Here is a 13,550-nt window from a genome sequence, read left to right as displayed (position 1 = left end):
CATTCGGGGCTCTTCTCAGGCGCATCTCAGGACCATGTTGAACACTGGCCACATGCGGATACTCGTCGTCGATGACGACCGGGCGGTGCGGGAGTCGTTGCGCCGCTCGTTGCAGTTCAACGGCTACCAGGTCGAGCTCGCCTCCGACGGGCAGCAGGCGCTGGAGACGGTGACCGCCGACCGCCCGGACGCGATGGTGCTCGACGTGATGATGCCGCGCCTGGACGGCCTCGAGGTGTGCCGCCGGCTGCGCGGCACCGGCGACGACCTGCCGATCCTGGTGCTGACCGCACGCGACCTCGTCTCCGACCGGGTGGCCGGCCTCGACGCGGGCGCCGACGACTACCTGCCCAAGCCGTTCGCCCTGGAGGAACTGCTGGCCCGGCTGCGCGCGCTGCTGCGGCGCTCCACGCCGGACGCCGGTGACCGGCCGGCCCAGACGCTGAAGTTCGCCGACCTCGAACTGGACCCGAGCACCCGCGAGGTGCGCCGGGGCGAGCGCTCGATCAGCCTGACCCGCACCGAGTTCTCCCTGATGGAGCTGCTGCTCACCCACCCCAAGCAGGTCCTCACCCGCTCCCGCATCCTCGAGGACGTGTGGGGCTACGACTTCCCGACCTCGGGCAACGCACTCGAGGTCTACATCGGCTACCTGCGCCGCAAGACCGAGGCCGAAGGCGAACCCAGGCTCATCCACACCGTGCGCGGCGTGGGTTACGTGCTGCGCGAGACCCCGCCGTGATGCTCGCGGGCGCCGGTGCCGGGTCCGGCGGCCGCCAGCGAATCTCATTGCGTTCCCGGGTCACCCTGCTCGCCGCGATGTGCGTCGCGGGCGCGGTCGCGCTGGTGTCGCTCGGGGCGTACATCACCGTGTCCAACAGCCTCTACGCCCAGCTCGACCAGTCGTTGGAGGACCGCGCCCAGGCGGTGGTCACCGACCCGACGGTGTCCGAGACCAACGGCACGACGATCCCCGGCTACATCTTCGAGATCGCCGACGTGAAGTTCGACCTGATCGACGTCAACGGCAACACGGCGATCGACAAGAACCGGGGGCCCCGCCCGCCGGTGTCGCAGGCGGAGATCGCGGTGGCGCGTGGTGAGCGCAGCTCGAACATCCGCACCGACGGTGCGACCGACAGCCGGGTGCTCGCCTGGCCGTACCCGTTCCACGACGGCATCGCGCTGGTGATCGCGCGCCCGCTCGGGCCGACCCGCAGCACGTTGAGCAAGCTCGCGGTCGTGCTGTTCGTGATCGGCGGCGCCGGGGTCGTGGTCGCCGCGCTCGCGGGCACGGCGGTGGCCCAAGCCGGTTTGCGGCCCGTGCAACGGCTGTCGTCGGCGACCGAGCGCGTCGCGCGCACCGGCGACCTGAGACCGATCCCGGTGACCGGCGACGACGAACTCGCCCAGCTCACCACCAGATTCAACTCGATGCTCGGCGCCGTGGCCGATTCCCAGGAACGACAACGCAGGCTGGTCGCGGACGCCGGGCACGAGCTGCGCACCCCGCTGACCTCCCTGCGCACCAACCTGGAACTGCTCCTCGCCGCGCAGCAGCCCAACACGCCGAAGCTGTCCGAACAGGACCAGGCGGAGATCAGCGCGGACCTGCACGCCCAGCTGGACGAGCTGACCCAGCTGATCGGCGACCTGGTCGACCTGGCCCGGGTCGACGCGGCGCAGCCCTCGGCCGAGCGGGTCGACCTGGTCGAGGTGGTCGAGCAGGCCCTGGACCGGGCCCGCCGGCGGGCCGGCACCGTGCGCTTCGACGTGCAGCTGAGCCCGTGGGTGCTCTACGGCGACGACGGCGCGCTGGAACGGGCCGTGCTGAACCTGCTGGACAACGCCGTGAAGTTCAGTCCGCCCGACGGCACCGTGCACGTGCGGCTGGCCGACGCCGGCGACGGGTTCGCGTTGCTGCAGGTGATCGACGAGGGCCCCGGCATCAAGGACGTCGACCTGCCGCACGTGTTCGACCGGTTCTACCGGTCGCAGGAGTCACGCACGATGCCCGGCTCCGGGCTGGGCCTGGCGATCGTGCAGCAGGCGGCGCAGCGCCACGGCGGTCAGGCCTACGCCGCGCGCGGCCCGCAAGGCGGCGCGATGATGACGTTGCGGCTCCCCGGCCGTGCGGTTGATCCACAGTAAGCAAACAAACTCCCCCGTTTGATTGTGTAGGATTTTGGTGTATCGACCGGCGAGGGGTATGAGGGGTTACGCCGATGCTCGCGCGCCAACGCCAGGAACTGATCCTGGAGGAGATCAAGCGGACCGGTGCGGTCCGCGTACACGACCTCGTGTCCCGCCTGGGCGTCTCCGACATGACCGTGCGCCGCGACCTCGACGTGCTGGCCCGCCGCGGCCTGGTCGAGAAGGTCTACGGCGGCGCCACCTCGGTCGCCGGGCGCAGCACCGACGAGCCCGGCTTCGAAGCCAAGTCGGTGCGCGCGCTGCCGCAGAAGGAAGCCATCGCCGCCCGTGCCGCGGGCCTGATCAAACCCGGCACCGCCATCGGCCTCTCGGCCGGCACGACCACGTGGACGTTCGCACGCTTCCTCGACGACGTGCCGGACCTGACCGTGGTCACCAACTCCATCCGGGTCGCCGACGTGTTGCAGCGCGGCGGTCGCACCGACCGCACGGTCGTGCTCACCGGCGGCGTGCGCACCCCCTCCGACGCGCTGGTCGGGCCGGTCGCGTTGCAGGCCATCCGATCGCTGCACCTGGACGTGGTGTTCCTCGGCGTGCACGGCATGGCGCCCGGCCCGGGGTTCACCACCCCGAACCTCAGCGAGAGCGAGACCAACCGAGCCCTGGTCGAGGCGGGCGGGCGGCTCGTCGTGCTCGCCGACCACACCAAGTGGGGCGTCGTCGGCATCTCGACCATCGCCGAGCTGGACGAGGCCGACGTGCTGGTCACCGACGACGGCATGGGCGCCGAGGAACAAGAACTGCTCAGCGAGTACATCGACGACGTGATCGTGGCGAGCGTGCAGCGGGAGGAAACGGCGTGAAACGGACGGTCCGGCACCTCGCTGATGGCCGGGAGATCATCTACTTCGACGACTCGCCGAACCCGCCGGACCGCACCGCGACCGACACCAGGGACCTGCCGCCGCAGGAGTCGGCCTCGCAGATCCGCCGCGACCCGCTCACCGGCGAATGGGTCGCGATCGCCGCGCACCGGCAGACCCGCACGTACAAGCCGCCGGCCGGGCTGTGCCCGCTGTGCCCGTCGTCGCCGGGCCGGGCCACGGAGATCCCGGAATCCGACTACGACGTCGTGGTGTTCGAGAACCGGTTCCCGTCGTTCTCCGAGACCGTGCACGGCGTCGAGGCCCGCGACGGTCTCGTGACGATCCGGCCGGGCCGCGGCCGGTGCGAGGTCGTCTGCTTCACCTCCGACCACAACAAGTCGTTCGGCGAACTGAGCCCGCGGCGGGTGCGCACGGTCGTCGACGCGTGGGCCGACCGAACCGAGGCGTTGTCCGGGGTGCCCGGGGTCGAACAGGTCTTCCCGTTCGAGAACCGCGGCGAGGAGATCGGCGTGACGCTCTCGCACCCGCACGGGCAGATCTACGGCTACCCGTTCGTCACGCCGAAGACCGAACGGATGCTGCAGACCGCGCAGGCCTACTTGGACGCGCACGGCCGGCCGGTGCTCGGCGACGTGCTCGCGGCGGAGCAAGCCGACGGCCGACGGATGCTGGTCAGCTCCGAGCACTGGAGCGCGTTCGTGCCCGCGGCGGCGCGCTGGCCGGTCGAGGTGCACGTGGTGCCGCACCGCCAGGTGCCCGACCTGCCCGCACTGTCCGGTGCGGAACGCGACGACTTCGCGCAGCTCTACCTGCAGGTGCTCGCGCTGCTCGATGGCTTGTACGACAAGCCTTTGCCCTACATCGCGGCCTGGCACCAGGCGCCGGTGCGGACCGGGCGTGACCTCGCGTGGCTGCATCTGGAAGTCTTCTCGGTGCTGCGGACCGCGGACAAGCTGAAGTACTTGGCCGGGTCGGAATCCGGCATGGCGGTGTGGATCAACGACGCCACGCCGGAGGACATCGCGGCGAAGCTGCGCGCTGGGGCGGTTTCTCAGTCGAACCCATAGGGTCGTCTCAGGCGCTTCTCAGGACTAGGGCGCATGGTGGGTGACATGACCGAGAACAACCCCGATCCGGCAGCGGGCCGGCAGCCGAGCCCGTGGTCGGCCGAGGGAGTCGAGCGGCAGCAGGACCAGCGGCCTGCCGACGCCGACGTGGCGCAGCCGGAGGCCGCGCCGCAGCAGCCGCCACCGGCGGCGGAGGCTGAGAAGCCTGTGGAGTCGGCAGAGACTTCCGAGGCCTACCAACCGCCCCCGATGCCGCCGCAAGCCGAACCGTCGGGCGCCTATCAGCCGCCGCCGGTCGAGCCGTCCGGTGGGTACGAGCCGTCCGGGGCGTACGAGGCGCCGCGGCAGTACCCGCGCACCGGTGAGCAGGTCCTGTTCGGCAGCGCGGTCAGCGGCCACCAGTACGGGCCGGGTGGCACCGCCCAGTACCAGGTGCCCCCACAACAGCACGCCATCCCGGTGCCGCCGCAGCAGATGCGGGTCGGGGCACGGGAACCGGAGCACCGGGCCGGTGGGCTGATCGCGGGCGTGACCGTGCTCGCGCTGATCGTCGGTGGCGCGGCCGGCAGCGTCGGCGGCTACCTGGTCGCGGACTCCAACAAGGGTTCCAGCGGCCCGGTCACCAACTCCTTCGACACCTCGCCGACGGCGTCGAACTCGGCCAACCCGGCACCCGGCACCGTCGAGGGCGTCGCGGCGAAGCTGCTGCCCAGCCTGGTGGAGTTGCAGGTGCGGGGCCAGACCGGCGCAGGGGAGGGGTCCGGCTTCGTGATCAGCTCTGACGGGCTGATCGTCACCAACAACCACGTGGTCGCCGACGCGGCGAGCGGCGGGGACATCGTCGCCGTGTTCCAGAACGGCACCACGGCCAAGGCCACGATCGTCGGCCGCGACCCGACGTCGGACGTCGCGGTGGTGCGGGCGCAGGGCCAGACCAGCCTGCACCCGGTCACCCTCGGCCGGTCCGACGACCTGAAGGTCGGCCAGGGCGTCGTGGCGTTCGGCTCGCCCTACGAACTCTCCGGCACGGTGACGTCCGGCATCGTCAGTTCGCTGCACCGCCCGACTCGGGCCGGCGGCGACGACGGCTCGCAGCAGACGGTCATGGACGCCATCCAGACCGACGCCGCGATCAACCCGGGCAACTCCGGTGGGCCGCTGGTGAACATGCAGGGCCAGGTCATCGGCATCAACTCGGCGATCTACACCCCGAGCGGAGCCGGGCAGCAGCAGGGCGGCTCGGTCGGCATCGGCTTCGCCATCCCGATCGACCAGGCCCGGCGCACCGCCGACGAGATCGTCAAGACCGGCAAAGCGACCCAGACCGTGCTTGGCGTGACCGTGACCGACGCACCCACGGGCGGCGCGTCGATCCGCGACGTGACCGCGAACGGGCCCGGCGCCAAGGCGGGCCTCTCCAGCGGCGACATCGTCGTGCAGCTGGACGACCGCAAGATCGACACGTCGGACGCCCTCGTGGCCGCGGTGCGCTCGCACGCGCCGGGCGACAAGGTGAAGCTGAAGCTGTCCAACGGGCACACCGTAGAGGTGACCCTCGGCGGCCAGCCGGTGCCGACGAACTGACAACAGACGCTCGGCCGCAGGACGCGGCCGAGACCAACTCCGGCTTGCTGCCCTCAAGCCGGTGGCCGGCCCGATTCGGGAGGGGCCGGCAACGCCGAAGGCCGCACACCGGGTGACTCCCTCGCTCACCCGATGTGCGGTCTTGGTTTTTGCGGGCTACTCGGCCGGGACCCGGGCTCGCGCGGTGCGGACGACTCCGACCGCCACCACCAGCACCCACACCACGGCGACGCTGATCCCCAACGCCAGCAAGTAGTTCCGCTCGTGCAGCCCCGGGTTCACCGGCGCCGGGTAGCGGCGCACCAGCTCCGGCAGCGTCAACAGTGCGAGGACCCCGGTGATCGCGGCGCCGACGGCCACCGGCGCCCGCCACACCGCGGGCACCACCCGGACCACCAGCCAGCCCACGACACCGACCGCCGGCGCGAGCACCACGTCGTGCAGGATCGTCCCGCCGACGAACCAGAACCCGGTCTCCAGCACCGGTTTCGTGTCGATGGCGAGCAACGCGCCGTACCCCAGCACAGCCAGCCCGACCACGCCCAGGACCCACCTCACGACAGCACCTCCAGTGTCCCGACCCACTTGGTCTGCAGCACACCCGGCCGGCTCGGCGCGATGATCCGGCACGGGTACCCGTGGTCGGCGTTCAGCACCTCTCCGTTGAGCCGCAACGCGAGCAGCGTCTTCGCGTCCGACGTGTGCGGGCTCGGCAGCACGCTCACCCGGTAGATCGAGTTCCGCTCCATCGACTCCACCCGCACCTCGGCGCCCGGCGCCGCGCCGACCGCATGGAGCAAGTCCGGAATGGACACCCCCGTCCAGGTCGCGGACGCGCTCCAGCCCTCCACACAAGCGATCGGCAACTCCGCGGTCGTCTGGGGCAGCTTGTTCAGCTCGTCCAGCGAGAACTGCCGCGTCCCGCCCGGCGTGATCACCTTGAGCCGCCAGCCGGGGTCGAGCCGCGTCATCCCCGCCGCCAAGGCGCTTCGATTGACCGGCAGGTCCGCCGTCCGCCACGACAACGGCGACACCCGGCGCAGGAACGGCACCGTGGCCCCGGCCGTCGCCACGACGGCGACGCCGGTCACCACGCCGGTGCTGCGCAGGAACCCGCGCCGGCTCAGGACTCCGGGCCGCTCATCGCCCTTCGTGGACGCTTTGAGCGCGCGGCGCACGATCGGCAGCTTCACCGCGACGTGGATCAGGATCGACCCGACGGCGATCCACGCGACCGCGTAGTGCACCGGCGGGAAGAAGAACGGGAACGCGTAGTTCTGCGCCACGTTCAGGATCCCGGTGATCAGCTCGAAGAACGCCGCCGCCGACAGCAGCAGGATCGACCCGCGCTCGACCAGGTTCACCAGCGACTTGGCCAGCGGCCGCGCGAAGAGCTTCGGGTAGACGCTCCACAACTTGGCCAGCAGCAACGGGATCGCCGCGACGCCGGAGATGACGTGGGTGCCCTGCGTGACCCGGTACAGGTTCACCGGGCGGCTGGGCCAGTAGAACCACGTCGGCGGGTGCTGGATGGCGTGGCTGAGCAGCCCGGTGACGAAGCACAGCCCGAAGCAGATGCCCAACCAGAGCCCGAGCCGCGCGGTGACGCGTTCGTCGTGGGCCGCGCTCTTGAAATCCTCTTCGGCCGGGACCTTGACCTTCATCGTGTCAGCTCCGCGATCCAGCGCCCGCCCTGTTCGTCCAACGAACGCACGGCAAGTCCCGCTTCCTCGGCCACGCCGGTCAGCGCGTCGGCGCCGAGCCACGCCCAGTCGAACCAGCGCCCCGAGCCGTCCTCGCCGGCCACCCGCACCGTGCGCTGCCGCAACCCGAGGCCCGGCCGGTCCACCTCGACCAGCACGGTGCCGTGCGTGCCCAGCAACGCCCGGACCCGGCGGAGCAACGCGACCGGATCGCCGCCGATGCCGACGTTGCCGTCGGCGAGCAGCACGTGCCACCACCGGCCCTCGCCGGGCAGGCGCTGGAACAGGTCCTGCCGCACCGCGACCGCGCCCCGCGCCTTGGTCTGCGCGACGGCCACCGCGGAGACGTCGACGCCGAGCGCCGAGATCCCCCGTGCCGTCAACGCGGCGGTCAGGCGGCCCGGCCCGCAGCCGAGGTCCAGCGTGGGCCCGGTGCACCGGTCGAGCATCAGCTCGTCGGCGCCGCGGGGATCGTCGCGCCACCGCTCGACCGGCAACTCGACCCGGTGCCCGTCGGCCGCTTCGAGCCAGCAACGCCGGCCCTGCAACCCGGTGTCGAACACGGCCGCGGTCATGAGGTCACCACCGTCGTCGATGCGGTTTCGTGATCGCCGATACCGTCATCTACGAACCCAAATATTACGAAAGCATAGTATTTGGATTCGTAGTGACCGAGTTCGGATTCACGTCGTGGCGAGAAGATGGCAGTCATCGCGCCACCGCCGCCGCGGCCAGCGCGAAACGGCTGCCGGGCAGGCGGCCGGCGACCCGCAGCACGTCCGCCACGGTGTCCACATCGGACAGAGTGGGCAGTGTGCCGACCGCGAGGCCCCGTGCGGACAGTGCGGTCCGCGTCAGGAACGCCGTGTCCGCCTGGGACATCGAGACACCACGCAACGCCGCGCCGTCGCGGGCGTCGCGCAGGCCGAGGGCCCACCAGCCGCCGTCCGCCGCCGGTCCGAGCACCGCGTCGTGGTCGTCGAGGCGGGCCAGCGAACCGGTCAACAGCTCCGGGCGCACCTGCGGGGTGTCCATGCCGATCTGCAGCACGGGCCGGCCGGGGAACAACTCGGCGACGTCCTCGTGCGCCGCGGCCAGCCGCTCGTCCAGGCCGTGCCCGCGCTGGTCGATCACCGTGCAGCGGTCGAGGAGCCGGGCCAGTTCGCCCGCGCTCTCGGCCTCGGCCAGGTTGCCGGTCAGCGCCACCACCGGTGTCACATCCGGCGTGGCCAGTACCACGTCGAGGGTGTCCAGCAGGGCGGCCGCGGCGATGCGGGCGGCCGCCGGCGCGGACGAGTCCGGGATCAGCCGGGTCTTGGCCAGGCCGGCGATCGGCGCTTTCGCGACCACAAGAACAACCGGGGTCATCGCAGCACCCCCGCCATGTCGCGGATCGCGCGCAGCGTCCCCTTCACCGAGCCGGACACCTTCGACTTCGTGCCCGCCGCGCGCGGCAGGTAGCGCACCGGCACCTCGCGCACCGCCCAGCCCGCCTCACCCGCCCGGATGAGCACCTCGAGCGGGTAGCCGAAGGCGCGGTCGACCACGCCGAGTTCGAGCAGGTCCGTGCGCCGTGCCGCGCGGATCGGGCCGATGTCCGACACCGGCAGCCCGCGCCTGCGCAGCAACGCGGCGAGCACGCGGTTGCCGGCACGTGCGTGCCACGGCCACACCCCGCGGGCGGCCGGGACCCGCGCGCCGACCGACAGCCGCGCCTCGCCCCGGGTCAGCGGCGCGACCAGGGCGGGCAGCTCCGCCGGGTCCAGCGAACCGTCCGCGTCGAGGAAGCACACGACGTCCGCGGTCGCGTGTTCCAGCCCCGTGTGCACCGCGGCGCCGTAACCACGCCGCTTCTCGTGCACGACCGTCGCGCCGTGCGCGAGGGCCACGTCCGGCGAGCCGTCGGTCGACCCGTTGTCGACGACGATCGCCCGGTAGCCCGCGGGTAGCGCGGTCAGCACCCCCGGCAGCGCCGCTGCCTCGTTGAGGCAGGGCAACACCACATCGATGATCCCGTTCACACGATCGACGGTAGGTCCACCATGGACGTCACCGGAACCGTTGCGGGGCTTACGAAATCCTGACGTGGCAACGGATGTTACGGAGTTCTGACGGGACCGCGGTCCGCCTGGCCGCGGTGGTCGCGGCGGTCTACGGTCGCCCCGATGGCTGTCCACGCCCCGACGCGCCCCGATGCCGTCGCGAAACCACGTCACCGCGCCGATCTGGTCGCCGCGGCGCTCCTGCTCGCCTTCGTCGCCACCGCGGTCGTCGTGTGCGTGTGGTTCGAACCGTTGCGGCAGTTCGGGGCCAAGTCGTTCCGCAACGCGCCCGCCTTGTTCGGCGAATGGCCGCTGCTCGGCACCCTGCACGCACACGTCGGTCCGGGCACGCCGGTCGTGCTGGTCGTGGCCGTCGCCGTCGCCGCCTGGGGTCCGGCCCTGGCCGCCCGGCTGTCCTGGCCGCGGCTGCTGCTCGCCGGTTATGCCACCGCGCTGGTCTGGACCTTCGGCCTCGCCCTCGTGGACGGCTGGCAGGTCGGCGTCGCGGCCCGCCTGCGCACCGCCGACGAATACCTGCACGAGGTCCCCGGCATCACCGACATCCCGGCGATGCTGCGTGGCTTCACCGGCCGGATCCTCGACTACCAACCCGATTCGTGGACGACGCACGTGTCCGGCCACCCGCCCGGCGCGACGCTCGTGTTCGTCTGGCTGGACCGCATCGGCCTCGGCGGCGGGGCATGGGCCGGGGTGGCCTGCATCGTCGTCGGCTGCCTGACCGCCGTCGCGGTACCGGTGACGATCAAGGAACTCGGCGCGGCCCGGGTCGCGCGAGCCGCGGCGCCGGGGACGGTCAACGGGTTCGGCTGGGGTGGGCCGGCGCGGGCGGCGGTGCCGGGCACGGTCGACGGGCGTGGCGGAGCGGACCTTGCGCAGGCCGCGGCACAGGGGTCCGGCAGGAGTGGGCTGACGCGGGCGGCGGAGCCTGACAGGGTCATGGAACCGGGCGCGGAAGGGTTTGCGCGGGCCGCGGTGCCGTTCCTTGCCTTGTTCCCGGGTGCGGTCTGGGTGGGCGCGTCGGCGGACGGCCTGTTCGCGGGCGTCACGACGAGCGGGATCGCGCTGCTGGCCCTCGGCGCCGCCCGGCGGCGGGTGTTGCCCTGCCTGGCCGGTGGCCTGCTGCTGGGTTACGGGATCTTCCTGTCCTACGGGCTGCTGCTGCTCGGCGCGGTCGCGCTGGCCGTCGTGCTGGTCACGCGGAGCTGGCGGGCGCTGGTGCTGGCCGCGGTCGCGGCGCTGGCGGTGTTCGCGGTGTTCAGCCTGGCCGGGTTCTGGTGGCCTGACGGCTACTCGCTGGTCGTGCAGCGCTACTACCAGGGGATCGGCGCGATCCGGCCGTACTCGTACTGGGTGTGGGCGAACCTCGCGTGCCTGGCCGTCGTGGTCGGGCCCGCGGTCGCCCCGGGCCTGCGGCGCGCGTTCGCCGACCGCGGCCGGACGTCGCTGCCAGTGGTCGCGCTGGCGGGAGCGGCGCTGGTCGCGGTGCTCGCCGCGGACGTTTCCGGGCTCTCGAAGGCGGAGACCGAGCGCATCTGGCTACCGTTCGCGGTGTGGTTGGTGCCCTTGGCCGCGTTGCTGCCCGCGTCGTCGCGGCGCTGGTGGCTGCTCGGCCAGGCGGCGGTGGCCATTGCCGTGAACCACATCCTCGTGACGAGTTGGTGAGACCCTGATGACCACGGACAACTCGGCGAGCGTGGGCCGCCGCGTGCTGGTGGTGGACGACGACTTCACGGTGCGCGACGTCGTGCGCCGCTACCTCGAACTGGCCGGGCACCAGGTCGTGCTGGCGGGGACCGGGGAGGAGGCGCTGGCCAGCTTCGCCGAGCAGCCCGCCGACCTCGTCGTGCTCGACCTGATGCTGCCGGGCATCGACGGGCTCGAGGTGTGCCGCCGGCTGCGCGACCGCAGCGCCGTGCCGGTGGTGATGCTGACCGCGCTCGGCGAGGAGGAGAACCGGATCGCCGGCCTGCAACTCGGTGCCGACGACTACGTGACCAAGCCGTTCAGCCCGCGTGAGCTGGCTTTGCGGGTGTCGTCGGTGCTGCGCCGGGCCATGGCCACGCCGCCAGCGCCGGCCAAGGCGTCCATCGTGGACGGTGACCTCACCGTGGACCCCGTGGCCCGCAAGGTCGTCCTGCGCGGTGCGGAGCTGTCGCTGACCGGCCGCGAGTTCGACCTGTTGCAGTTCTTCCTGGACAACCAGGGCACCGCCTTCACCCGAGCCGAGTTGCTGGAACGGGTCTGGGGCTGGGACTTCGGTGACCAGTCCACAGTGACCGTCCACGTGCGACGGTTGAGGGAGAAGATCGAGGCGGTGCCCGCGAAACCCGTGCGTATCGCGACGGTGTGGGGCGTCGGCTACCGGTACGACAGGCAGGGGTCGTCGTGATCGACATCCATGAGCCGTGGAGCGCGATCTTCGAGCACGTGCTGGCGATCCTGCCGGTCGTGCTGGGTCTGGTGCTGCCGGTGGTGCTGCTCGGGGCGCTGGTGCTGCGCTGGGTGCGGATGCGCTCGCTGGCCACCACGATGACCGCGCTGGTGCTGGTGCCGGTGGCCGCGCTGCTGGCCGGGGTGGTCGGTGTCAGCGGGTTCATGTTCACGCCGATGCTGACCACGATCGTGTTGATCTGCGTGCTGGTGTGCCTGGTGACCGTGCCGATCGCGGTGGTGTTCGGGCGCATGATCGCCAAGCGCAGCGTGTGGGAACGCGAGGCGCGCGAACGCGAGCGTGCGCTGGAGGCGTCCCGGCGCGAGCTGGTCGCGTGGATCAGCCATGACCTGCGCAGCCCGCTCGCCGGCATCCGCGCGATGGCCGAGGCGCTGGCCGACGGCGTGGTGGCGCAGCCGCGCGAGGTGGCGGGGTACGCGAACCGCATCGGCACGGAGACGCGGCGCCTGTCGGGCATGGTGGACGACTTGTTCGAGCTGTCGCGGATCACGGCGGGGGCGTTGCAGCTGACGTTGTCGGAGGTGGCGCTGCAGGACGTGGTGAGTGACGCGTTGTCCGCGCAGGTGCCGGTGGCGAACCGCAAGCGGGTGCGCGTGATGGCGAACGCGCAGGCGTGGCCGGTCGTGCTCGGCAGCGACCCGGAGCTGACTCGCGTCGTGAACAACCTGGTCTCGAACGCGATCCGCCACACGCCGCCGGACGGGACCGTCGCCGTGCAGATCGGCGTCGAGGGCGGGCAGGCCGTGCTGGCGGTCGACGACGGGTGCGGTGGGATTCCCGAAGGGGAGCTGACCCGGGTGTTCGACGTGGCCTTCCGCGGGACCCCGGCCCGCACGCCTGGCGGTGACCAGCCCGCCGGCGCCGGTCTGGGCCTGGCGATCGCGAAGGGCTTGGTCGAGGCCCACCACGGCCGGATCCACGCCTTGAACCGCGGGCCTGGTTGCCGCTTCGAGGTCCGGCTACCCCTGGCCACAGTCTGATCTGGACGCGAAAACCCTTGCGCCGCAACGGTTTCCTGCCTCTTGACCCTAGACATACCCCACCCAACCCGGGGGGGCGTCCCCGGTCCAATTCTATCGGGTTCAAGGGCCTGTGACGGCGATCCGCGCGATCTGTGGACAACTGGGTGGCTGTGGAAAACCGTTGTCCTGGGAGGAGTTGGAGGGCCGCGCCTTGAACCGGAGCTGGGTGCGGGTCCAAGGGCGTGGTCGCTGGTCAGACGGCGGAGGAGTCGGCAGCGAAGGTGGCAATGCCGTCGGCGAAGGACGTGGTTGCGCGTAAGGCAAGTAGATGGGTGGCCCAGTTGGGGTCGGCGACGAGGCGCCGCCCCGGCCGCTGCCGACGAGCACCGGGGCGGCGCAGTAGCAAGCGACGGGTTGTGGGTGAGGTTGAGGACCGCGCCTTGGACGGGGGACAGCTCCAGCTCAGGGCGCGGTGGCTGGTCAGGCGGCGGCGGTCTCGCGCAGGGCGGGTGGCGAAGGACGTGGGGGTGAGCGGAAGCCTGGGAGGCGAGTGGCTCGAGCGGGGGCGAGACCACGTGCCGCACGTCCGCAGGGTTAGCGCCTCGGACGAGCACCGGGGTGGGCGGTCGCGGGTCGACGGGTTGTGGGTGGGGTTGAGGACCGCGCCTTGAACCGGGG

Annotated in this window: 13 protein-coding genes; 8 read left to right on the top strand and 5 right to left on the bottom strand. The window is 71.8% G+C overall.

Features of this window, described 5'->3' with window-relative positions; genetic code table 11:
* Positions 1 to 52 precede the first annotated feature (52 nt).
* From EV186_RS01460 to EV186_RS01440, 5 genes are all read left to right on the top strand, one after another.
* Positions 53 to 742, top strand: a complete 690-nt coding sequence (locus EV186_RS01460) for a response regulator transcription factor (RefSeq protein ID WP_133847267.1) — start codon at positions 53 to 55, stop codon at positions 740 to 742.
* Positions 742 to 2,151, top strand: a complete 1,410-nt coding sequence (locus EV186_RS01455; protein WP_133848685.1) for a HAMP domain-containing sensor histidine kinase — start codon at positions 742 to 744, stop codon at positions 2,149 to 2,151. The genes EV186_RS01460 and EV186_RS01455 overlap by 1 nt, the downstream gene beginning before the upstream one ends.
* A 74-nt stretch (positions 2,152 to 2,225) precedes the next feature.
* Complete coding sequence (locus EV186_RS01450; RefSeq protein WP_133847266.1) at positions 2,226 to 3,017, top strand: DeoR/GlpR family DNA-binding transcription regulator; 792 nt, start codon at positions 2,226 to 2,228, stop codon at positions 3,015 to 3,017.
* The gene (gene galT / locus EV186_RS01445; RefSeq protein WP_133847265.1) at positions 3,014 to 4,108 is read left to right on the top strand and encodes a galactose-1-phosphate uridylyltransferase; all 1,095 of its coding nucleotides are present in this window, start codon (positions 3,014 to 3,016) and stop codon (positions 4,106 to 4,108) included. The genes EV186_RS01450 and galT overlap by 4 nt, the downstream gene beginning before the upstream one ends.
* Positions 4,109 to 4,153: 45 nt before the next feature.
* Entirely contained in the window at positions 4,154 to 5,692 is a 1,539-nt protein-coding gene (locus EV186_RS01440; protein WP_133847264.1) for a S1C family serine protease, read from the top strand.
* Positions 5,693 to 5,848: 156 nt separating this feature from the next.
* Here the strand turns inward: EV186_RS01440 and EV186_RS01435 are convergent, their stop codons facing one another.
* The 5 genes from EV186_RS01435 to EV186_RS01415 all read right to left on the bottom strand — a co-directional run bounded on the left by EV186_RS01435 (position 5,849) and on the right by EV186_RS01415 (position 9,404).
* The gene (locus EV186_RS01435) at positions 5,849 to 6,250 is read right to left on the bottom strand and encodes a hypothetical protein (RefSeq protein ID WP_133847263.1); all 402 of its coding nucleotides are present in this window, start codon (positions 6,248 to 6,250) and stop codon (positions 5,849 to 5,851) included.
* Complete coding sequence (locus EV186_RS01430) at positions 6,247 to 7,356, bottom strand: molybdopterin-dependent oxidoreductase (RefSeq protein ID WP_133847262.1); 1,110 nt, start codon at positions 7,354 to 7,356, stop codon at positions 6,247 to 6,249. The genes EV186_RS01435 and EV186_RS01430 overlap by 4 nt, the downstream gene beginning before the upstream one ends.
* Positions 7,353 to 7,970 (bottom strand): class I SAM-dependent methyltransferase, encoded by a 618-nt coding sequence (locus EV186_RS01425; RefSeq protein ID WP_133847261.1) that lies wholly within the window; start codon positions 7,968 to 7,970, stop codon positions 7,353 to 7,355. The genes EV186_RS01430 and EV186_RS01425 overlap by 4 nt, the downstream gene beginning before the upstream one ends.
* Positions 7,971 to 8,103: 133 nt before the next feature.
* Positions 8,104 to 8,763: a TIGR04282 family arsenosugar biosynthesis glycosyltransferase gene (locus EV186_RS01420; protein WP_133847260.1), complete on the bottom strand. Its 660-nt coding sequence runs from the start codon at positions 8,761 to 8,763 to the stop codon at positions 8,104 to 8,106.
* Positions 8,760 to 9,404, bottom strand: a complete 645-nt coding sequence (locus EV186_RS01415; protein WP_133848684.1) for a glycosyltransferase family 2 protein — start codon at positions 9,402 to 9,404, stop codon at positions 8,760 to 8,762. The genes EV186_RS01420 and EV186_RS01415 overlap by 4 nt, the downstream gene beginning before the upstream one ends.
* Positions 9,405 to 9,560: 156 nt before the next feature.
* On the opposite strand from EV186_RS01415, the gene EV186_RS01410 reads away from it, so the two are divergent.
* Genes EV186_RS01410 through EV186_RS01400 form a run of 3 tightly spaced genes read left to right on the top strand, consistent with a single transcriptional unit; the run spans position 9,561 to position 12,890 of the window.
* The gene (locus EV186_RS01410) at positions 9,561 to 11,120 is read left to right on the top strand and encodes a hypothetical protein (protein ID WP_133847259.1); all 1,560 of its coding nucleotides are present in this window, start codon (positions 9,561 to 9,563) and stop codon (positions 11,118 to 11,120) included.
* 7 nt (positions 11,121 to 11,127) lie between these two features.
* Positions 11,128 to 11,847, top strand: coding sequence for a response regulator transcription factor (locus EV186_RS01405; protein WP_133847258.1), 720 nt, complete (start codon positions 11,128 to 11,130; stop codon positions 11,845 to 11,847).
* A complete protein-coding gene (locus tag EV186_RS01400; protein WP_166658981.1) occupies positions 11,844 to 12,890 on the top strand; it encodes a sensor histidine kinase in 1,047 nt (348 codons plus the stop codon). Before EV186_RS01405 ends, EV186_RS01400 begins: the two co-directional genes overlap by 4 nt.
* Positions 12,891 to 13,550 lie beyond the last annotated feature (660 nt).

Origin of the sequence: Labedaea rhizosphaerae (assembly GCF_004362825.1) — a bacterium.
Classification (GTDB): domain Bacteria; phylum Actinomycetota; class Actinomycetes; order Mycobacteriales; family Pseudonocardiaceae; genus Labedaea; species Labedaea rhizosphaerae.
This window is presented reverse-complemented; position numbering and strand designations above follow the sequence as displayed.